Source organism: Klebsiella ornithinolytica NBRC 105727 = ATCC 31898 (assembly GCF_001598295.1).
GTDB classification, from domain to species: Bacteria; Pseudomonadota; Gammaproteobacteria; order Enterobacterales; family Enterobacteriaceae; genus Klebsiella; species Klebsiella ornithinolytica.
The window spans coordinates 45,820-65,469 of record NZ_BCYR01000013.1 but is presented as its reverse complement, the minus strand read 5'-3'; the positions used below and the strand labels follow the sequence as shown (position 1 = coordinate 65,469).

At 54.8% G+C, this 19,650-nt stretch carries 18 protein-coding genes; 8 read left to right on the top strand and 10 right to left on the bottom strand.

The genetic code is table 11. The annotated features are described in order from the left end of the window. Nucleotides 1-26: 26 nt before the first annotated feature. The 6 genes from ROR01S_RS21325 to queA form a co-directional block, all read right to left on the bottom strand. Nucleotides 27-1,418, bottom strand: coding sequence for a M24 family metallopeptidase (locus ROR01S_RS21325; protein WP_064359858.1), 1,392 nt, complete (start codon nucleotides 1,416-1,418; stop codon nucleotides 27-29). A gap of 113 nt (nucleotides 1,419-1,531) precedes the next feature. Further along, nucleotides 1,532-2,503 (bottom strand): protein translocase subunit SecF, encoded by a 972-nt coding sequence (gene secF / locus ROR01S_RS21320; RefSeq protein ID WP_004858587.1) that lies wholly within the window; start codon nucleotides 2,501-2,503, stop codon nucleotides 1,532-1,534. Between the two features lie 10 nt (nucleotides 2,504-2,513). Further along, nucleotides 2,514-4,361: a protein translocase subunit SecD gene (secD, locus tag ROR01S_RS21315; protein WP_015585040.1), complete on the bottom strand. Its 1,848-nt coding sequence runs from the start codon at nucleotides 4,359-4,361 to the stop codon at nucleotides 2,514-2,516. 25 nt (nucleotides 4,362-4,386) lie between these two features. Next, nucleotides 4,387-4,719, bottom strand: a complete 333-nt coding sequence (gene yajC, locus ROR01S_RS21310; protein ID WP_004099423.1) for a preprotein translocase subunit YajC — start codon at nucleotides 4,717-4,719, stop codon at nucleotides 4,387-4,389. A 22-nt stretch (nucleotides 4,720-4,741) separates the two neighbouring features. Continuing rightward, nucleotides 4,742-5,869, bottom strand: coding sequence for a tRNA guanosine(34) transglycosylase Tgt (tgt, locus tag ROR01S_RS21305; RefSeq protein ID WP_064359857.1), 1,128 nt, complete (start codon nucleotides 5,867-5,869; stop codon nucleotides 4,742-4,744). Nucleotides 5,870-5,922: 53 nt separating this feature from the next. Continuing rightward, on the bottom strand, nucleotides 5,923-6,993 hold the full coding sequence (gene queA, locus ROR01S_RS21300; protein ID WP_032689270.1) for a tRNA preQ1(34) S-adenosylmethionine ribosyltransferase-isomerase QueA: 1,071 nt from the start codon (nucleotides 6,991-6,993) through the stop codon (nucleotides 5,923-5,925). Between the two features lie 252 nt (nucleotides 6,994-7,245). Here queA and acpH point away from each other — a divergent pair, with 252 nt between their 5' ends. The 7 genes from acpH (at nucleotide 7,246) to fba (ending at nucleotide 13,227) form a co-directional block, all read left to right on the top strand. Next, entirely contained in the window at nucleotides 7,246-7,827 is a 582-nt protein-coding gene (acpH, locus tag ROR01S_RS21295; RefSeq protein ID WP_004858570.1) for an ACP phosphodiesterase, read from the top strand. Nucleotides 7,828-7,996: 169 nt separating this feature from the next. Further along, entirely contained in the window at nucleotides 7,997-8,599 is a 603-nt protein-coding gene (locus ROR01S_RS21290) for a peroxiredoxin (protein WP_004858569.1), read from the top strand. A 428-nt stretch (nucleotides 8,600-9,027) separates the two neighbouring features. Further along, nucleotides 9,028-9,483: a PTS sugar transporter subunit IIA gene (locus ROR01S_RS21285; protein ID WP_064359856.1), complete on the top strand. Its 456-nt coding sequence runs from the start codon at nucleotides 9,028-9,030 to the stop codon at nucleotides 9,481-9,483. Beyond that, nucleotides 9,477-9,764: a PTS sugar transporter subunit IIB gene (locus ROR01S_RS21280; protein WP_004858566.1), complete on the top strand. Its 288-nt coding sequence runs from the start codon at nucleotides 9,477-9,479 to the stop codon at nucleotides 9,762-9,764. Before ROR01S_RS21285 ends, ROR01S_RS21280 begins: the two co-directional genes overlap by 7 nt. Nucleotides 9,765-9,932: 168 nt before the next feature. After that, nucleotides 9,933-11,324, top strand: coding sequence for a PTS ascorbate transporter subunit IIC (gene ulaA, locus ROR01S_RS21275; protein WP_004858563.1), 1,392 nt, complete (start codon nucleotides 9,933-9,935; stop codon nucleotides 11,322-11,324). 62 nt (nucleotides 11,325-11,386) lie between these two features. Further along, entirely contained in the window at nucleotides 11,387-12,349 is a 963-nt protein-coding gene (locus ROR01S_RS21270) for a carbohydrate kinase family protein (protein WP_004858562.1), read from the top strand. A gap of 17 nt (nucleotides 12,350-12,366) precedes the next feature. Then, entirely contained in the window at nucleotides 12,367-13,227 is an 861-nt protein-coding gene (gene fba / locus ROR01S_RS21265; protein ID WP_004858561.1) for a class II fructose-1,6-bisphosphate aldolase, read from the top strand. Between the two features lie 89 nt (nucleotides 13,228-13,316). Here fba and ROR01S_RS21260 read toward each other — a convergent pair whose 3' ends face one another. The 3 genes from ROR01S_RS21260 to ROR01S_RS21250 all read right to left on the bottom strand — a co-directional run bounded on the left by ROR01S_RS21260 (nucleotide 13,317) and on the right by ROR01S_RS21250 (nucleotide 16,579). Beyond that, nucleotides 13,317-15,185 carry an amidohydrolase gene (locus ROR01S_RS21260; protein ID WP_015585046.1) on the bottom strand — a complete coding sequence of 623 codons (1,869 nt, stop codon included), beginning with the start codon at nucleotides 15,183-15,185 and terminating at the stop codon, nucleotides 13,317-13,319. Nucleotides 15,186-15,209: 24 nt separating this feature from the next. Then, complete coding sequence (locus tag ROR01S_RS21255; protein WP_004858556.1) at nucleotides 15,210-15,755, bottom strand: antibiotic biosynthesis monooxygenase; 546 nt, start codon at nucleotides 15,753-15,755, stop codon at nucleotides 15,210-15,212. 182 nt (nucleotides 15,756-15,937) lie between these two features. Next, a complete protein-coding gene (locus ROR01S_RS21250) occupies nucleotides 15,938-16,579 on the bottom strand; it encodes a hydrolase (RefSeq protein WP_004858552.1) in 642 nt (213 codons plus the stop codon). Between the two features lie 337 nt (nucleotides 16,580-16,916). On the opposite strand from ROR01S_RS21250, the gene ROR01S_RS21245 reads away from it, so the two are divergent. Continuing rightward, nucleotides 16,917-17,819 (top strand): LysR substrate-binding domain-containing protein, encoded by a 903-nt coding sequence (locus ROR01S_RS21245; RefSeq protein ID WP_015585047.1) that lies wholly within the window; start codon nucleotides 16,917-16,919, stop codon nucleotides 17,817-17,819. Here ROR01S_RS21245 and malZ read toward each other — a convergent pair. Next, nucleotides 17,810-19,633: a maltodextrin glucosidase gene (malZ, locus tag ROR01S_RS21240; protein ID WP_064359855.1), complete on the bottom strand. Its 1,824-nt coding sequence runs from the start codon at nucleotides 19,631-19,633 to the stop codon at nucleotides 17,810-17,812. The two genes, ROR01S_RS21245 and malZ, sit on opposite strands and share 10 nt — an antisense overlap. Between the last annotated feature and the right edge of the window lie 17 nt (nucleotides 19,634-19,650).

Genomic DNA, 19,650 nt, shown 5'->3' with positions numbered 1-19,650 from the left:
GCCGTCGCGCAGTTTGCCGTCGGCGGTTAACTCGCCGTACAAACCAGGGCCCGCCGCTGATCAAGCAGCCAGGGACGTAAATAGCCAACGGTATTCGATAGCGGCAGGACCTCCTCCGGCAGGACAATCCCCAGCTGCTGGCGAATATAGGCCCGCCGGGTAACGATGCGCTGCCAGAGAGCCGGCCAGTTCTCCGCCAGCTCCTCACGTAACGCCTCATCCGCAACCGCTACGGTATCTTCAATACTGGCCCCGGCATAGCCTGCCCGTGAGGGGATAATATCGATTTGCAGCAGCATGCCGCTGCGGATACTGGCCTGAGAGTCCGGCCCTACAGGAGAACACAGCCACTCTTCGTCGGCGACCAGATGGCCGGGGTTCAAATGCCAGTGATACTCTGCTTTCGGTAACACCCGCTCGATAAGATCATACATCTCACCGCCGCGCATACCGATACGCAGGTTCTCCAGCCAGCTGACTACCGCCCGGAAATAGGGCTTCGCCACCACATCGAGGTAGTCCGCCACCTCCGGCGCCAGCTCCGTTTCATCGCCGACTACATAGGCTGCCCGGCTGCTTAAGCCGCCTTTAAACCCGGTAGTGAGCGAAAACTTATCGCCGCGACGGATAACCTTATCGCCAGGATAGAGACGGGCATCGGCGAAACGATCGCCGGTAGCGGCAATCATCACCACGCTGTTGGGCTGGCCTTCTGCTGCCAGCAGCGCGCCGATCTGTTTTTCCGTTTTCCCCGGCTCGATGGCATTCAAAGCCGTGAGGATCGCCGTCGACGCCAGGTTGGCGCCATATTCATAATGCGCCAGCTCATTGGCTGAATTTACCGTTCTCACTCCGCCATCTGGCGCGATAAATATTGCCGTGGCATTGACCACAACCGCCTGCGGCCCTGCAGCCTGCCGAATGGCGTCAACGATAAAAGCAGGCAGATCGAACATCTGTGAACGGTCGTCAGCGCTGCCGGTGAATAGCTTCCAGCCTACCAGGCCCAGCGTTTTCCCGCTGCTAATACCGGCATCCTGCAGCAGCTGAGGCAGACTCTTTTCATTGCTCATGGGTTGATTCGGCAACGAGAACCACGGCGCATGGATCACCCGGTTTTCCAGCCGGGCAAAGGCCGCCAGCTTGAGGTTTTCATTGCCCAGCACCAGCACCGCCTCCCCTTCGCGATGCAGTACCAGCAATGCTTCTTCAAAACGAGGGATAAAGCCGGTGAGATATTCGAAGTTTCCGCCGTGCTCTTTATCGGCATACACGATCAGCGTGTCGTAGTCATGCCGGCGCATTTGCGCAAGTACCCTGGCTTTACGCTGGCGTAGCGTTTGATCGCTGAGCGTAACGGAAGGCACATCGTGCCAGACGGTGGGTTCGGCGACGGCAGAAAGGACTATGGCGGACATGGGGGATCTCCATCTCATTAAGCTAATGAGTGGAGAGTAGCGAAATTTGGCCGGGCTGTAATAAAAAAATCCCGGCCTTGCGACCGGGATTGCTTTATCTGAACGCGCCGGATTTACGGCAGAATTGACGGCTGATCCGCCCCTTCTTTTTCTACCTTCTGCTGCAGCATATGCTCACGCTTCATGCCCAGCTTCAGCGCCAGTGCGGACGCCACGTAGATAGACGAGGCCGTACCGATGGAGACACCGATCAGCATGGTCAGCGAGAAGCCTTCCAGAACCGGGCCACCAAAGAGATACAGCATCAGGATCACCACCAACGTGGTTCCGGAGGTGATCAAGGTACGATGCAGCGTCTGGGTCAACGACACGTTGAAGATCTCATACGGCGTACCGCGGCGGATCTTACGGAAGTTTTCACGGATACGGTCAGATACCACGATGCTGTCGTTCAGCGAGTAGCCGATAACCGACATCAGCGAGGCGACGATAGTCAGGTCAATCTCGATATGGAACAGCGAGAGGATGCCCATCGTAATGACCACGTCGTGCGCCAGAGCGATAACGACCCCGGCGGCAAGACGCCACTCGAAACGGAAACCAACGTACACCAGGATACAGATTAATGCCGCCAGCAGCGCCAGCGCGCCGCTTTGCGCCAGGTCAGCCCCGACGCTCGGCCCCACGAACTCGATTCGCTTAACCGTCGCGGACTGGCTGGTCGATTCGTTAATCACGTTAACGACCTTGCTGCCCAGCTCCTGACTGATGTTGGCATCATGTACCGGCGGCATACGTACCATAATGTCGCGGCTGCTGCCGAAGTTCTGCACCTGCGGCTCTTCAAAGCCCGCCTTCTGCAGCGCCTGGCGCATCTGGTCCAGTTCGGCCGGTTTTTCGAGGGTAATTTCGATCACCGTACCGCCGGTGAAATCCAGCCCCCAGTTAAAACCGCGCACGCCCATCACCACAATGGCGGCAATCAGCAGAAAACCTGAAATGCCGAAAGCCCAGTAGTCCCAGCGCATAAAGTCATAGACTTTACGGCCGTGGTTCAATTGTTCAACAGTATATTCCTGTGCCACAACGCACTCCTCAGATAGACAGCTTTTTAACGCGCTTGCCGCCGTACAGCAGGTTCACGATGGCACGAGTGCCGACGATAGCGGTAAACATCGAGGTTGCCACACCGATACCGGTAGTAATCGCAAACCCTTTAATTGCACCGGTACCGACCGCGTACAGGATGATAACTTTGATCAACGTCGTAATGTTCGCATCGAAGATCGAGCTGAATGCGCCCCGGTAACCTTCATCAATCGCCTGCTGAACGGAACGTCCGTTGCTCAACTCTTCTTTAATACGTTCGTTGATCAGTACGTTAGCATCGACCGCTACCGCAAGGGTTAACACGATACCCGCAATCCCCGGCATACTCAGCGTGGCCCCAGGAAGCAGGGACATGATACCGACGATCAGCACCAGGTTAGCCACCAGCGCAGAGGTCGCGATCAGACCGAATTTCTTATAGAAGAAAATCATGAACAGGATAGACACCACCAGACCGGCCAGACACGCTTCCAGACCCTGCTTGATGTTCTGCATACCCAGAGTCGGGCCGATGGTACGTTCTTCAACGATCTGAATCGGCGCAATCAGCGCACCCGCACGCAGCAGCAGAGAGAGCTGACGCGCTTCATTTGGGTTGCTGATACCGGTAATACGGAAGCTGTTACCCAGGCGAGACTGGATGTTGGCGATGTTAATCACCTCTTCCTCTTTCACCAGAATGGCACGACCGTTGGCATCTTTCTTACCGCTGTCTTTGTACTCCACGAACAGGGTCGCCATCGGTTTGCCGATGTTGTCCTTGGTGAAGTTAGACATGATGTTGCCGCCGGCGCTGTCCAGCGAGATGTTAACCTGCGGCTGGTTGAACTCGTCCATGCTGGAAGTGGAGTCGGTGATATGGTCACCGGTCAGAATCACGCGCTTGTACAGCACAACCGGCCGACCTTCACGGGTATCTTTCACTTCAGAGTCGCCAGGGACACGGCCGGAAGCGGCTGCGGCGCTGTCAACGTTGCTGTTAACCAGACGGAATTCCAGCGTCGCCGTAGCGCCAAGAATTTCTTTCGCCCGAGCGGTATCCTGAATACCCGGCAGTTCAACCACGATACGGTCGGCGCCCTGACGCTGTACCAGCGGCTCGGCAACACCCAGTTGGTTAACACGGTTACGCAGAATGTTGATGTTCTGCTGCACGGCGTATTCGCGGGCTTCTTTCAGGCGCTCATCGGTCATCACCGCTTTCAGGCCAGTAGCGCCCTGCGTGGAGATAACCAGATCGCGGTGACGCGGGCTCAGCCAGGAGATGGCCTGATCGCGTGCGGCGCTATCGCGAAAAGCGATGCTCAGACCATAATTGTCTTCCTTACGCACGGTGGAGTAAGGGATGCCTTTTTCACGCAGCTCGCTGCGCAGGCTGTCGATATTTTGTTCCTGCAGTTTTCCCAGCGCGGTGTCCATATCCACTTCCATCAGGAAGTGTACGCCGCCGCGCAGGTCAAGACCCAGCTTCATCGGCTCGGCATGGATAGCCGCTAACCAGCGAGGAGTCGCCGGAGCTAAGTTCAGCGCCACGACGTATTTATCACCTAACACGTCCACCAGCACTTCACGTGCGCGCAACTGGACATCGGTGGTGTCGAAGCGCGCAAGGATTGCGCCCTCTTCCAGTGCCACAGACTTAGCGGTAATTTTTTCTTCTTGTAACGTTTTCTGGACCTGGATCAGCGTTTGCTCACTGGCGGCGACACCGCGCGCGCCAGTGATTTGAACGGCCGGATCCTCACCATACAGGTTGGGGAGCGCATACATCAGGCCGACGATAATAACGACGACCAGCATGATGTACTTCCACAAAGGATAACGGTTTAACACGGCAGTTCCCTTAGGGAAAAGTGGATTACAGTGCCTTCATGGTGCCTTTCGGCAGAACGGCAGCGACGAAGTCACGTTTGATAACCACTTCAGTGGTATCGTTCAGCGCGATAGCAATGTATCCGCTTTCAGCCACTTTCGTGACGCGACCTACCAGGCCGCCATTCGTCAGCACTTCATCGCCTTTGGCGATAGAGTTCATCAGATTTTTATGTTCTTTGGTGCGCTTCTGCTGTGGGCGCAGGATCATGAAGTAGAAAATCAGACCGAACACCACCAGCATCAGAATCAGAGACATCGGGCTACCCTGCGCCGCGCCACCGGTTGCTGCTACCGCATCAGAAATAAAAAAGCTCATTCAAATTCCCTCATTATTAAAATTAATCAACGTCCAAAGGAGGAACAGGTCGCCCCTGACGTTGGTAAAAATCGGCCACGAAGCCCTCTAATTTACCCTCTTCGATAGCCTTACGTAAACCAGCCATTAAACGCTGATAGTAGCGAAGGTTATGAATGGTATTGAGGCGCGCGCCCAATATTTCGTTGCAACGATCGAGATGATGCAAGTAAGCGCGTGAATAATTGCGACATGTATAGCAATCACACTCGGCATCCAGCGGCGCGGTGTCGCTTTTATGCTTCGCATTACGAATCTTCACCACGCCATCGGTGACGAACAGGTGGCCGTTACGCGCGTTGCGCGTTGGCATGACGCAGTCGAACATGTCGATACCGCGACGCACCCCTTCAACCAGATCTTCTGGCTTGCCGACGCCCATCAGATAGCGCGGTTTGTCGGCCGGGATCTGCGGGCAAACGTGCTCCAGGATACGGTGCATGTCTTCCTTCGGCTCACCGACAGCCAAACCGCCGACAGCGTAGCCATCAAAGCCGATATCTACCAGACCTTTAACGGAGATATCACGTAAATCTTCGTAAACGCTGCCCTGGATAATGCCGAACAGCGCATTTTTATTGCCAAGAGAGTCAAAACGGTCGCGGCTGCGCTGCGCCCAGCGCAGCGACATTTCCATCGAGCGCTTAGCGTAATCCCAGTCCGCCGGGTACGGCGTACATTCGTCGAAGATCATCACGATATCGGAACCGAGATCGTACTGAATCTCCATCGATTTTTCCGGATCGAGGAAAATGGGGTCGCCGTTAATCGGGTTGCGGAAGTGGACGCCCTGCTCGGTAATTTTGCGGATATCGCCGAGGCTGAACACCTGGAAGCCGCCGGAATCGGTCAGGATAGGCCCTTTCCACTGCATAAAATCATGCAGGTCGCCGTGCAGCTTCATGATTTCCTGGCCCGGACGTAACCACAGGTGGAACGTATTGCCGAGGATAATTTGCGCGCCGGTGGCTTCAACTTCTTCCGGCGTCATCCCTTTTACGGTGCCGTAGGTACCAACGGGCATAAAGGCTGGCGTTTCAACCACGCCGCGATCAAACACCAGGCGGCCGCGGCGGGCGCGTCCGTCGGTGGTATCCAGTTCAAATTTCATTTTAACTCCTGCGTCAGAAAAACAGTCTGACGTTAAACACTCATGTCGCGGAGTTATTCCCCGACACGCTCAAAAATAGCCTGCGGATTGTACGTGATAAACATCGCGTCCCCGTAGCTAAAAAAGCGATATTTTTGTTCTACCGCAGCCTTGTAGGCATTCATGGTGTGCTGATAGCCAGCAAAGGCGGAAACCAGCATAATCAGAGTTGATTCAGGGAGATGGAAGTTGGTCACCAGCGCATCAACCGCTTTGTACTGATACCCCTGATAGATAAAAATCTGCGTGTCGCCGAAAAACGGCTCAATCAGGTCGTTTTTCGCCGCCTGCGCCGCGCTCTCCAGCGAACGGACGGAGGTGGTGCCTACCGCGATGACCCGGTTGCCGCGCGCTTTCGCCGCCAGCACCGCATCAACGACCTCCTGCGGCACTTCGGCGTACTCGGAGTGCATGATGTGATCTTCAATGGTCTCCACGCGCACCGGCTGGAATGTCCCCGCGCCAACGTGCAGCGTCACAAACGCCATTTCAATCCCTTTCTCGCGCAGCTTCTCCAGCATCATATCGTCAAAGTGCAGGCCTGCGGTCGGCGCGGCTACGGCCCCCGGCCTGGTGCTGTAGACGGTTTGATACAGTTCGCGGTCGGCGTCTTCGTCCGGACGATCGATATACGGCGGCAGCGGCATATGGCCGATGCTGTTGAGGATATCCAGTACCGGACGTTCATCGTTAAATTCGACTTCAAACAGCGCGTCGTGACGTGCCACCATCGTGGCGTTGATGCTTTCATCATCGCCCAGCAGCAGCTCGGCGCCCGGCTTCGGCGCTTTAGATGCGCGAATGTGCGCCAGAATACGTTTGTCATCCAGCATGCGCTCGACCAGCACTTCAATCTTGCCGCCGCTGGCTTTTCGGCCGAACAGGCGCGCCGGGATCACCCGGGTATTGTTAAAGACCAGCAGATCGCCCGGGTTAAGTTTGTCGAGTAAATCGGTGAAAGTCCCATGCGTCAGCGCTCCCGTCGGACCGTCTAACGACAGCAGGCGACAGCGACTGCGCTCCGGCTGCGGGTAGTGGGCAATCAGGGATTCGGGTAGTTCAAAGGAAAAATCGGTAACGCGCATGACGGTGGCTCAGACTAAATAAAGAGGCGGGTAGTCTAGTGCCGGGGCGTCCTCCCTGCAACCTTTACCCCTCTGGACGAATAACATAATCTATACACAAAACCATTCAAGATGCATCGACGCGGCAGCTGAATGACAAATTCGTCAGGAACAGATTTGAACGCCGCGGAGTGGCGGTCCGAGAGGACGAGGCTCAAAGATGAGCCGGGAAGCTGAAGCCAATAAAGAGGCAGTTTGAAGGATAAAAGGTATATGAATTTTCTTGCACACCTGCACTTAGCCCATCTCGCCGACAGCTCCCTGCCCGGCAATCTTCTGGCAGATTTCGTTCGCGGCAATCCCCAGGCGGACTACCCGGCCGACATTGTCGACGGTATTTTTATGCACCGGCGCATCGATGTCATGACCGATAATCTGCCGGAAGTCAAAGCAGCCCGCGACTGGTTTCGCCCGCAGACCCGCCGCGTGGCGCCCATTACGCTGGATGTGATGTGGGATCACTTCCTGTCGCATCACTGGGCGCGTATTTCACCTGATATGCCGCTCAACGAGTTTGTCCGCTATGCCCAGGCACAGGTCACGCCGGTATTACCCGATTCGCCGCCGCGCTTCGTGAATCTCAATGCCTATTTGTGGTCGGAGCGCTGGCTTGAACGCTATGAAGATATGGACTTTATTCAGCGCGTCCTCAACGGCATGGCCAGCCGTCGTCCGCGCCTTGATGCCCTGCGCGACTCCTGGCAGGATCTGGATACGCACTACGATAAACTCGAGCAGCAGTTCTGGCATTTTTATCCGCGAATGATGGCGCAGGCCACCAGGCGCGAACTATAAAGATTGCGCTTTCTCACAGAAAGGCTATTCTGAACACCGTTTTCCGATATAAATTGATAGGCAAAACCTATCTCATTGATTGTCAACGTCACGTTGAGTTCGCATGAACCTGTCCCTATACTTGCCCGCGTTGCGTTCCAATTAACCTTATTATTAACAGGAGAATCATATGGTTCTGGTCACTCGTCAGGCTCCGGATTTTACCGCAGCAGCTGTTTTAGGTAACGGCGAAATCGTTGAGAAATTCAACTTCAAACAACACACCAACGGTAAAGCAACCGTCCTGTTCTTCTGGCCGATGGACTTCACCTTCGTTTGCCCGTCTGAGCTGATCGCTTTTGACAAACGTTATGAAGAATTCCAGAAGCGCGGCGTAGAAGTCGTTGGCGTCTCCTTCGACTCTGAATTCGTTCACAACGCATGGCGTAACACCCCGGTAGACCAGGGCGGTATCGGTCCGGTTAAATACGCGATGGTTGCTGATATCAAACGTGAAATCCAGAAAGCTTACGGTATCGAACACCCGGACGAAGGCGTGGCGCTGCGCGGCTCGTTCCTGATCGACGCTAACGGCGTAGTTCGCCACCAGGTAGTTAACGACCTGCCGCTGGGTCGTAACATCGACGAAATGCTGCGTATGGTTGACGCGCTGCAGTTCCACGAAGAACACGGTGAAGTTTGCCCGGCACAGTGGGAAAAAGGAAAAGAAGGTATGGCCGCTTCTCCGGAAGGCGTAGCTAAATACCTGACCGAGAACGTGTCCAGCCTGTAATCGGCCCATGTTCAGAAAAAGGCTCGCGCATGCGGGCCTTTTTTATCTCCTGCCGCAGCACATTTTGCGCTCTATCGCGCAGTCGCCGCTCCCTCATGCTTTTCAGATGGCTTTTTTTGTTAGCAAACTCAAACTTTGATAAAAAACTGTCATGATATTTGTGATACGCAAAACACTTCTAAAAAATAAATCGCTCTTATTTTTAATCTTTCCCACCTGATATTATTTCAATAATTGACTACAAAATTATAACCAATTGATAATTAACATAATAATAAATGTTATTTTCCCTAAAAAAATAACGCAAAAATCATTTCGCTGTGATCAACTTCAAGGTTTAAAAATTCAAATGTGATCTGAACCATGATTTCCTGTGTTCTATTTCGTCATGATTTAACTCAGAAAATAAATGCGTTAAGGATTGGATTATGGAAATCATTTTTGATCGCCGGTTAATCGCACTTGATCAGAACATTACCAGCGCCAGTCAGGCTATCGAATTATCCGGGACGCTACTGGCCCGCCAGCAAATTTGTCGCCCCGAATACATCACCGCGATGCTCGACGTCTATAAGGATTTTGGTCCCGCCATTGTTATTGATAGCGGCCTGGCGATGCCCCACGCGCGCCCCGAAAAGGGGGCCATCCGCACCGGCTTTTCTTTAATCACCATCCGCCAGCCGCTTCACTTTGGTCACGAAGAGTTTGACCCGGTGAGCGTCATTATCGGTATCGCCGGCGCCGACGCCGATAACCATATAAAAATGATCCAGATAATCGCCACACTGATTGAATCAGATATTGTGTCGTTCCTTCGCGAAGAGCATGACATCAATGCCGTATTCAATTTCATCCACAATAAAATGGAGTCGTCATTATGTTAGTTATCAGAACAGTTTGTGGTAACGGGATTGGCAGTTCATTAATGGCCGCAAGCAATGTCAAAAAAATATGTGATGAATTAGGGATCAAAGCTGACGTCGCCTCTGTTGATTTTGCTAATGCCGTCGGAGAGAAAGCCGATCTCTATATCACCATCAAAGAATTAGCCAATCAGTTCCCTGCGCATTGTCAGGTCGCCATTATTCGCAGCTATGTACATAAAGCAAAAATTGCTGAAGATATTACCGACGCTCTGACAAAAATTGCTGCAACTCATTCTTAATCATTATTAAGAGCCTACCCCAGCAGGCGTACATTGTTGCAGCCAGTTTGGACACGGACAGCGCGGAAAAACCGGAGCGTACACGCAGTACGTGAGGATTTTGAGCACTGCCCAGGGCCAAAATGGCAAATAAAATAGCCTAATGGGATAGGCTCTAAGGATACGATCATGCAGGCTATACTTACATTCTTATCAGAAATATTCAGCCAACCCGCATTTCTGATGGGGATTATCGCATTTGTCGGTTTAGTGGCACTGCGTTCCCCCGGAAATAAACTTCTCACCGGTACCTTAAAGCCCATCCTCGGTTATTTAATGCTCAGCGCCGGTGCAGGGGTTATCGTTGCCAACCTCAATCCGCTCGGCGGAATTATCGAAGCCGGATTTAATATTCGTGGCGTTATTCCTAACAACGAGGCTATTGTTTCCGTCGCCCAGAAGGTACTGGGTGTTGAAACCATGAGTATATTGCTGTTAGGTTTTATTTTTAACCTGCTTATTGCTCGCTGCACTAAGTATAAATATATCTTCCTTACCGGTCACCACTCATTCTTCCTCGCCTGTCTGTTCTCTGCGGTACTGCAGGCGGCAGAATTCCGCGGCTGGATGCTGGTACTGATTGGCGGGTTCTTACTCGGCTCCTGGTCGGCGATCTCCCCGGCAATCGGTCAGCGCTATACCAAGCAGGTCACCGAAGATGGCGGCATTGCGATGGGGCATTTTGGCTCTCTGGGGTATTACATCTCGGCGTGGATCGCCAGCAAAACCGGCAACCCGGCGAACTCTTTCGCCGATACCGAAATCTCTGAAAAATGGGGCTTTCTGCGCGATACCACGGTCACTACCGGGATCGTGATGTTCGTTATCTACTTTGTCTGTAGCGCCGTGGCCGGCACCGAATACCTGCGGACAATCACGGATCAGAACATGCTGATCTTCTCTATCCTGACCGGGCTGCAGTTTGCCGTCGGCGTCGCCATCGTCTACAACGGCGTGCGTCTGATCCTTGGCGATCTGGTACCGGCATTCCAGGGGATTAGCCAGAAGCTGATTCCCGATTCGATTCCGGCCGTAGACTGCGCGGTGTTCTTTACGTTTAGTCCAACGGCGGTGGTCGTCGGTTTTATCAGCTCCTTTATCGGTGGTCTGGTGGGAATGCTGCTGCTGGGCGCCTTCGGCATGGCGCTAATCATTCCCGGCATGGTGCCGCATTTCTTCTGCGGCGGGACCTCCGGCGTCTTCGCCGACAAGCTGGGCGGCAAGCGCGGCTGCGTCATTGCCTCGTTCATTGGCGGCATCTTCCTCGCCTTCCTGCCGGCGATGTTGCTCCCGGCTTTAGGCAGCCTGGGCTTTGAGAACAGCACCTTTGCCGATTTCGATTTCGCGGTATGGGGCATCATTATCGGTAATGCGTTTACCCAGTTTGGCCAGATAACCATCTATTTGATTTGCCTCGCCCTGCTCATCGCTCTGCTGGTGCCTTTCTGCTTCCGCTCAGTGCGCGTGGTAGGAGATACGCTCAGCTACGAAGCGCTCACGGCGAATAAGAAAAATGAATAGGGTTTCATTTTTCCCTGCGGGAAGCATTCTTCCCGCAGCTGACGACATTATCAGGAGTAGTTATGGCTATATTGTCCATAGGATTTTCATGTTTTGATCAGTTCTTCTTTCTGAATGAGTGGCCGCAGGAAAACACCAAAAACTTCTGCCACGACTTTATTGAAAGCGGCGGCGGTCCGGCGGCAAATGCCGCATGGCTGCTGGGATTATGGGGCGAGGATGTCTATTACATCGGTCATCTCAATGCGGATATTTACGGTCAGCGTATCGTCGATGAATTTGCTCAGGCCGGAGTCGATACCAGCCACATCGTCTTTTCCGATGAGATGATCACCCCGCTGGCATCGGTGCTGGTTAACCGTTTAACGGGCTCGCGAACCATTATTACCCGTAAAATGCAAACGCCACCTTCGTTGACCTACGATCAAAAACTGAAACTTGACGATCTCGCACAGCGCCTTATTGCTTCAGAAGAACCGGTGACCCTGTTAATTGATGGTCATGAAGCGGAAATCAGCGAGTATTTAATTAAAAAACTCCCCGCGGCCCGTGTGGTCATGGATGGCGGCTCATTACGTGCCAGTAATATCAAACTGGCGGCCTGGACTGATTATTTCGTCGTCAGCGAACATTTCGCCAGAGACTATATGAGCTACCGCGCGCTGAGCACTGAGAAAGAGCTAAAAACAGCCCTTCTCGAACTGAATAAAATCTGCCGGGGTGAGGCTTTTATTACTCTTGGAGAAAAAGGCTGTGCCTTTTTAAAGAGCGGGATGCTGCACATTGTTCCCGCCTGGCAATGTCAGGCCGTCGATACGACCGGCGCCGGCGATGTTTTTCATGGTGCTTTCACTTACGGCGTTCATTATTCATGGCATATCGATAATATTATTCTTTTTGCCAGCCTGACCGCCGCAATCTCTATTGAGAAAAAAGGTGTTCGTGAATCCATGCCGGATCTTGCCGTTGTTCATAATGCATTAAACAGCTACGAAAGAAACTTAACGCAGTATTTTGATGAATAATTGATTCCGAGGTGATTATGTTAGTTTCTATGAAGGACATGCTTCAGCATGCCCTACGGGACGGTTATGCCGTAGGGCAGTTCAATATTAATAATCTGGAATGGGTTGGCGCCGTATTAAGTACCGGGCAACAGCTCCGCTCACCCATTATTTTGGGGGTCTCCGGCGGTACGGTAAAACATATGCTGGGCCTGAAATGCATTCATGACATCGTGGTCAATGCGATGGACTATCTACAGATTGATATTCCTGTCGCATTGCATCTCGATCACGGGACCACGCGCGAGGCCTGCGAAGCGGCCATTGAAGCCGGCTTTAGCTCGATTATGTTTGATGGCTCCCATTTGCCGTTTGCGGAAAACCTGGCGATCACCCGCCATCTGGTCGACCTGGCGCACAGCAGAGGCATCTCCGTTGAAGCCGAGCTGGGAACCATTGCCGGCAGTGAAGATGGCATCGTGAATTCTGAGGTTATCTATGCCGATCCGCAGGAGTGCTTTACCCTGGTCAGCGAAACGCAGGTAGACTGCCTCGCGGCAGCGCTCGGTTCTACGCACGGGCTTTATAAAGGGAAGGCTAAACTCGGCTTTGCCGAAATGAAAGCCATATCAGAGCTTGTTAAAGTACCGCTGGTACTTCACGGCGGGACCGGTATTGCTGACGACGATATGCGCAAAGCAATTGCCTGCGGTACGGCAAAAATTAACGTCAACACCGAGAATATGTACGCCTGGTGCGAAGCCGTGAAAGCGCTGTTCGCCGCCGATAACGGTCACGATATTAACGATCCGCGCAAAGTTATCCGCCAAGGCTTGCTGCCCGTGCGCGAGATGGTCGCCCGTCGGATCCAGCTATTTGGCTCTCAGAACCGGGGCTAAGCCCGGCATATCGTTGATGCGTCATCAGATGGTCGCGCTCCGCGCTCCCCCGGCGGCCTCGCCGGGGGAGCGCGTTAACCTGTCAGAGGCTAAAACGCAAAGCAGGAACAGCCCATCACGCCCCAGAACGCCTGCTCGTCCGATACCGGCACCGACGACTGACGGGCAATATCATGCTGATGACCGTGCACGCCGCAGCTGCCGCAGCACTGGTGCATCTGGACTATCGCCCCGATTTTCGCCGCCGCAGGCGGAGCGGAACGATAGTGGCCCGGCACCTTGACCACCGGAGACCACTCCGGCAGAACAGGAATCGGCGGCGGCGCCAGCGGCGAAAAATGCCCTGCGGCATAAACCACTTTGCCATCGACCACCGTCAGCACCGACTCAATGCCTTTGATCTCCTCTTCCGGCACGCTGAAATAGTCTTTGGACAGCACCACCAGATCGGCCAGCTGATCTTTCTCAATACGCCCTTTTTTACCTTGTTCACTGGAGAACCAGGCGCTGCCCGCGGTCCACAGCTCCAGCGCCACCTCGCGCGGCAGACGGTTGCTGTCGTCATACATCGCCATGCCGCCCACGGTACGCCCGGAGACCAACCAGTAGAGCGCGGTCCACGGGTTGTAGCTCGCGACACGCGTCGCATCGGTCCCCAGTCCCACCGGCACATCCAGCGCCAGCATTTTCGCCACCGGCGGCGTATGCTTAACCGCCTCTTTGCCATAGCGATCGACAAAATATTCGCCCTGGAAAGCCATTCGGTGCTGTACCGCGATACCGCCGCCGAGCGCCTTCACGCGTTCAATATTCCGCTCGGTAATGGTCTCCGCATGGTCAAAGAACCAGTGCAGGCCGTTAAACGGAATATCGCGGTTCACCTTCTCAAAAACATCCAGCATCCGGCTGATGGATTCATCATAGGTGGCATGCAGGCGGAACGGCCAGCGGTGTTCCACCAGATGGCGTACCACCCGCTCCAGCTCGTCTTCCATCCCTTCCGGCAGGTCCGGACGCGGCTGCAGGAAATCTTCAAAATCCGCCGCCGAGAAGACCAGCATTTCGCCGGCGCCGTTGGCACGGAAAAAGTCGGTCCCCTGTCCCGGTTTCAGCATATCGGTCCAGCGTTCGAAATCATCCAGCTCCTGTTTTGGCCGCTGGGTAAACAGGTTATAGGCAATACGCACGGTCATCTGCTCTTGCGCATGCAGCTGTTCAATAATTTCATAATCTTCCGGGTAGTTCTGGAAACCGCCCCCGGCATCAATCGCGCTGGTGAGGCCAAGCCGGTTCAGCTCACGCATAAACTGGCGCGTCGAATTGACCTGCAGCTCCAGCGGCAGCTTCGGCCCTTTCGCCAGGGTCGCATAGAGAATCATCGCGTTAGGTTTGGCGATCAGCATCCCGGTGGGGTTACCGCGGCTATCGCGCACGATTTCACCGCCGGCCGGATCCGGCGTCTCTTTGGTGTAACCCACGGCTTTCAGCGCCGCACGGTTCAGCAGCGCGCGATCGTAGAGATGGAGAACAAATACCGGCGTATCCGGCGCCGCCGCGTTCAACTCCTCGAGGGTGGGCATGCGCCGTTCGGCGAACTGAAATTCACTCCAGCCGCCGACAACGCGCACCCATTGCGGAGACGGCGTGCGATCGGCCTGATCTTTCAGCATGCGCAGCGCGTCCGCCAGCGACGGAACCCCCTCCCAGCGCAGCTCGAGATTATAATTCAGCCCGCCGCGGATCAGGTGCAGGTGGGAATCGTTCAGGCCGGGGATCACCGTATGGCCTTGTAGATCAACGATCTGCGTCCCTTGCGCAGCAAAACTCATGATCCGATCGCGGCTGCCGGTGGCGAGGATCTTGCCGTTGGCGATCGCGATCGCCTCGGTCAGCGGGTTTGTGCGGTCGAGGGTATGAATTCGGCCGTTGGTCAGGATCAGTGTGGCAGTTTGCGACATAACGCTCTCCTTCAGGAGGCTGACTCAGTTTTTCTTTAACCAGCCAGCAAACAGACGGGTCACGATGGGCATCCAGAACCAGACCACCAGCGCGACCACACAGGCATCATTTATCAAATGCAGCAGCAGGCTTCCCCGCAACGAGGGAAGGAACATCCCGGTCAGCCAGGGCACCAGGTTAGTACTGGGAAAGATCACCAGCAGCGTCATCAGAAACTGCTTCCAGCGTAGCGGCTGGCGTACATTCGCTGCCGGTGGAGTGAACCAGAATGCGGGTTCGGTCCGCACTTCCGTGCGATCGCCTTCATTGAGCAGCGGCGCAATTTCCGCAACCAGTTCGCGACGCGTTTCTGACTGCGTCCAGGCATAGAGGTGTTCAATGGTGTCAAAACGAATAATGACGCTCCACAAATTCTGCCCGGCGGTCGGGCGAATCACGTTAGCGCCCAGATGGCCGGGAAACTCTGCCGCGACAGGCATAATTTTGCCTAACCACTGCTCATAGCGTTCCCCGTGCTCGGGATCGAGCGTATGGCTTATTACCAGGGTCACCGATTTCTGTTGCGTCATGACCGGGCTCCTTGCTGCGGAGAATGGCGGAAATTGCCGTTATTCTCCATCAATGACAATACACAAAATCATTCATGCTGCCTCGAGGTGGCAAGCTTGTACGTCCCCGGGAACTGACATAAGTCAGTGACCGGGCGGGCCAACGAAGCCAACAAAGAGGCTGCCTGAAGGATGAAGTGTATTCAGGCTTTACGTTCCGGCGCACCGTGCACCATGGTGTAGGCGTAATCCACGCCCATCCCGTAAGCGCCGCTGTGTTCGCGAACCAGATCCATGACCGCGTCATACGTCTCTTTGCGTGACCAGTCGCGCTGGTATTCCAGCAGGACCTGCTGCCAGGTGACCGGAACTGCACCGGCCTGCACCATGCGGTCAATTGACCGTTCATGGGCGTCAACGGAGGTGCCGCCGGAGGTGTCGGTAACCACGTAGACTTCAAACCCCTCTTCCAAAGCCATCAGCGCCGGGAAGGTCAGGCACACTTCGGTCCACAGCGCAGAAATAATCAATTTTTTGCGTCCGGTGGCTTTGACCGCCTCAACAAAAGCGGCATCTTCCCAGGAGTTCATCGATGTACGTTCAATCGGTTTAACCTGCGGATGGACCGCCAGTAATTCTGGCCAGATATAGCCGCTAAAACTTTTGGTCTCAACGGAAGTATAAATAACCGGAACATTAAAAATTTTGCCGGCTTTAGCCAGGGCAACGGTGTTGTTTTTCAGCGTCTGGCGGTCAATATTGGCAACGCCAAACGACATCTGCGGCTGATGGTCAATAAAAATCAGGGTCGAGTTGGTTGGATCGATCAGTTCCCGAATAGACATGACATACCTTCTTAATCAATGAGTTAAAGAGATATAAAACAAGTTGCTGTGGGTCTGAATCGTGACGGATAAAGCCTGCTGAGTATAGTCAGTTATTTCTAACGAGTTATTAAAGAAATTCTCCGTGCTATTGCTAAATACATAAGCTACGGGCGATAAATTTCAGAGGTATGAAGGCGGAAAGAGAGCAAGACCATCGGGTCAAAATATAAAAAGTTGGCTGTCTGGTTAGCAATACTAATCAAAAATTTACGCGAAAGGGTTCTAAATTATTCACTGGCATTGACCATCCGGCTTCGGTAAAACTGAGTCACCCTTGTTAACCGGTAAGTAATGGATGCGCTTAAACCTTGATGTTCTGCTGATTCTGGACGCGTTAGATACCCACGGATCTTTCGCCACCGCCGCAGAGTCGTTGTATAAGACCCCTGCCGCCCTGAGCTATATGATCCAGAAGCTGGAAAGCGATCTGGATATCACCCTGCTGGATCGCAGCGGTCATCGGGCGAAGTTTACCGATACCGGCAGAATGGTGCTCGAGAAGGGGCGTTTGCTGATTAACGCCGCAAAAGATCTGGAAAAACAGGCCGTACAGCTGGAAGCCGGCTGGGAGCGGGATCTGGCTATCGCGCTCGATGCCTCTTTCCCTTTTGAACGTCTGCTGCCGCTGATCGACGCTTTTTACGCGCAAAATCCGCAAACCCGGCTCAACTTTACCCACCATACGCTGGCCGGATCCTGGGAAGAGCTGACCCGCAACGGCGCAGATATTATGCTCGGCGCCATCAACGAACCGCCCACCTCCGCCGAATGGTCGTGGAAAATGGTCGGTGCGCTAGATAATGTCTTCGTTGTCGCTCCCGCTCACCCGCTCGCCGAGGCGACGCAGCCGCTCAATAACAAGCAGCTGAGCCTGCATCGCGCGGTGGTGATTAGCGACAGCGCCCGCTATTGCCATCCGCTCAACAGCAATCTCCTCGCCGAACAGCCGCAAATTCGCGTCGACGATTTTGCCAGTAAGGTGGCGCTGCTGCGCGCCGGGCTGGGCTGCGGTTTTTTACCTCGCCATATCGCGCAGCCGTGGCTGGAGAACGGAGAGCTGATAGAAAAGCCGGTCCTCTCCTGCCGCGAGAAAGATCTCACCTATATCGCCTGGCGCAGCGACAACGACGGCCTCGCCCAGCGCTGGTGGCGGGAGGCGATTCTCCGCGACCCGTTCCTGAACCAGCTCTACTCCTGACGGCTGAACCAGACGCTGGCGGAAATAGCAGGCAGGCTCAGCACACCATCATGCAACGTGCCGGCGCCCTCTTTCACCTGCCATTCGCCAACGTCCAGCAGCGGCGAATCCTCGACAACGACTTCGCAGGCTTCGCCGCGGTTGATGGCCACCAGCACACGCAGCTGCTTATACACGCGAGCAAATACCACCACGTTCTCTTCGGCATAAATCACCTGGCAGCCGCCGTATCGCAGTGCCTTATTGGCTTTGCGCAGCTTCGCCATCCGCTTATACAGTCCCAGCAGCACGGTATCCTGCAGGGCGGGATCCCACGGGAAGGGTTTACGACAGAAGGGATCGTTGCTGCCATCGACGCCCACTTCATCGCCGTAGTAGATGCAGGGGACGCCCGGCCAGCAAAACAGCCATACGACCGCCAGCGGCAGGCGTGCGACATCTTTGCCCAGCAGCGACTTAAAGCGCGCGGTATCGTGACTGTCCAGCTGGTTAAACATCCGCAGCTGCTGTTGATGCGACAGCCCGGCGCGATAGTTATCCATCCAGGCGACGCAGGTCTGCGCGTCAATCTTCTGCGGATCGTAAGAGATATCGGTATTGGCGAGGAATCCCCACAGCGGGAAGGTAAAACCGCGGTAGTTCATGGCGGCATCTTCAGCGTCCGCCTGGAGCCACTGGCGGGCGTCGCCAAAGTGCTCGCCGAAGACAAAGGATTCGGGCTGCGTCTGCTTCGCCGCCGCGGTAATACCGGCAATATGGCGCAGGTTGTTGCGCGCCCCGCCGCCTTCACCCAGCATATGCACCACGTCCAGCCGCCAGCCGTCCATGCTCCACGGCGCTTTCAGCCAGTGGCGGACAATGCTGTCTTCTCCGGCGTAGATTTCATTCACCAGGCTTGCGGACTGATAATCCAGCTTAGGCAGGCTGGCGTAGCCCAGCCAGCTATGTGCTTCCCCTTCAGGAGAGATGGTAAACCAGTCGCGCCACGGCGAATCGGCATGGTGACACGCCCCGCTGCTGCCGCGCTGGTGGCGGTCAAACCAGGCGTGCGAATCGCCGGTATGGTTAAACACACCGTCAAGAATCAGACGCATCCCTTCTCGCTGCGTGTTGTGGCGCAGACGCAGCAGCGCACCGTCGCCACCGAATTGCGGATCGACGCGGCGATAATCTTCGGTATCGTATTTATGCACGCTGGGGGCGACGAATACCGGGTTCAGATAGAGCGCGGTTACGCCAAGCTGCTTGAGATACGGCAGTTTCTCGCTGATCCCATCGAGGTCGCCGCCAAAAAACGTCGACCCGCCCGCTTCGCCGGTTAACGGCTCATCCCACGATTTCCGGACAATATCGCGCCCGGCGGCGTGATGATGATAGACCCGATCCTGTTCCGCTTCTCGTGTCTCGCTGCGCGCAAAACGGTCAGGGAAAATTTGATAAAAGACCTGATCGGCCACCCACTGCGGGCCGCTATCCGGCAGATCGACGGCGAACTGTTCCAGTCGCGCCGGCGGAAAACGGTTAAAGCCCTGCGGCGTGAACCAGCGCTGACGATCCGCCCACAGCAGCTTAAAACTGTAGCGCCGACGCGGCTGGCCGCTGGCAAGATTGATTTCGCCCCGCCACGCCACGACGCCCGGATGCGGCTCCTGGCGCAGTCGGTGCATCGGCAGCGAGAGCTCTTCATTATCTTCTTCCGCACGCAACGTCACCCGCTGCGGCAGATCGTCGCCGCTGAGCCATAAAGTGATAAAGAGTCGTTCCTGCTGCTCCTTGATAAACGGAGCCACAGGCAGGTGCCATGCCTTCAACATCGTCATTCCTCTCTCTT

Excerpts from the sequence above, each read along its gene's own strand:
- ROR01S_RS21325 (WP_064359858.1), bottom strand. The coding sequence starts at position 1,418 with ATGTCCGCCATAGTCCTTTCTGCCGTCGCCGAACCCACCGTCTGGCAC.
- yajC (WP_004099423.1), bottom strand. The coding sequence starts at position 4,719 with ATGAGCTTTTTTATTTCTGATGCGGTAGCAGCAACCGGTGGCGCGGCG.
- tgt (WP_064359857.1), bottom strand. The coding sequence starts at position 5,869 with ATGAAATTTGAACTGGATACCACCGACGGACGCGCCCGCCGCGGCCGC.
- queA (WP_032689270.1), bottom strand. The coding sequence starts at position 6,993 with ATGCGCGTTACCGATTTTTCCTTTGAACTACCCGAATCCCTGATTGCC.
- acpH (WP_004858570.1), top strand. The coding sequence starts at position 7,246 with ATGAATTTTCTTGCACACCTGCACTTAGCCCATCTCGCCGACAGCTCC.
- ROR01S_RS21290 (WP_004858569.1), top strand. The coding sequence starts at position 7,997 with ATGGTTCTGGTCACTCGTCAGGCTCCGGATTTTACCGCAGCAGCTGTT.
- ROR01S_RS21285 (WP_064359856.1), top strand. The coding sequence starts at position 9,028 with ATGGAAATCATTTTTGATCGCCGGTTAATCGCACTTGATCAGAACATT.
- ROR01S_RS21280 (WP_004858566.1), top strand. The coding sequence starts at position 9,477 with ATGTTAGTTATCAGAACAGTTTGTGGTAACGGGATTGGCAGTTCATTA.
- ulaA (WP_004858563.1), top strand. The coding sequence starts at position 9,933 with ATGCAGGCTATACTTACATTCTTATCAGAAATATTCAGCCAACCCGCA.
- ROR01S_RS21270 (WP_004858562.1), top strand. The coding sequence starts at position 11,387 with ATGGCTATATTGTCCATAGGATTTTCATGTTTTGATCAGTTCTTCTTT.
- fba (WP_004858561.1), top strand. The coding sequence starts at position 12,367 with ATGTTAGTTTCTATGAAGGACATGCTTCAGCATGCCCTACGGGACGGT.
- ROR01S_RS21260 (WP_015585046.1), bottom strand. The coding sequence starts at position 15,185 with ATGTCGCAAACTGCCACACTGATCCTGACCAACGGCCGAATTCATACC.
- ROR01S_RS21255 (WP_004858556.1), bottom strand. The coding sequence starts at position 15,755 with ATGACGCAACAGAAATCGGTGACCCTGGTAATAAGCCATACGCTCGAT.
- ROR01S_RS21250 (WP_004858552.1), bottom strand. The coding sequence starts at position 16,579 with ATGTCTATTCGGGAACTGATCGATCCAACCAACTCGACCCTGATTTTT.
- ROR01S_RS21245 (WP_015585047.1), top strand. The coding sequence starts at position 16,917 with ATGCGCTTAAACCTTGATGTTCTGCTGATTCTGGACGCGTTAGATACC.
- malZ (WP_064359855.1), bottom strand. The coding sequence starts at position 19,633 with ATGTTGAAGGCATGGCACCTGCCTGTGGCTCCGTTTATCAAGGAGCAG.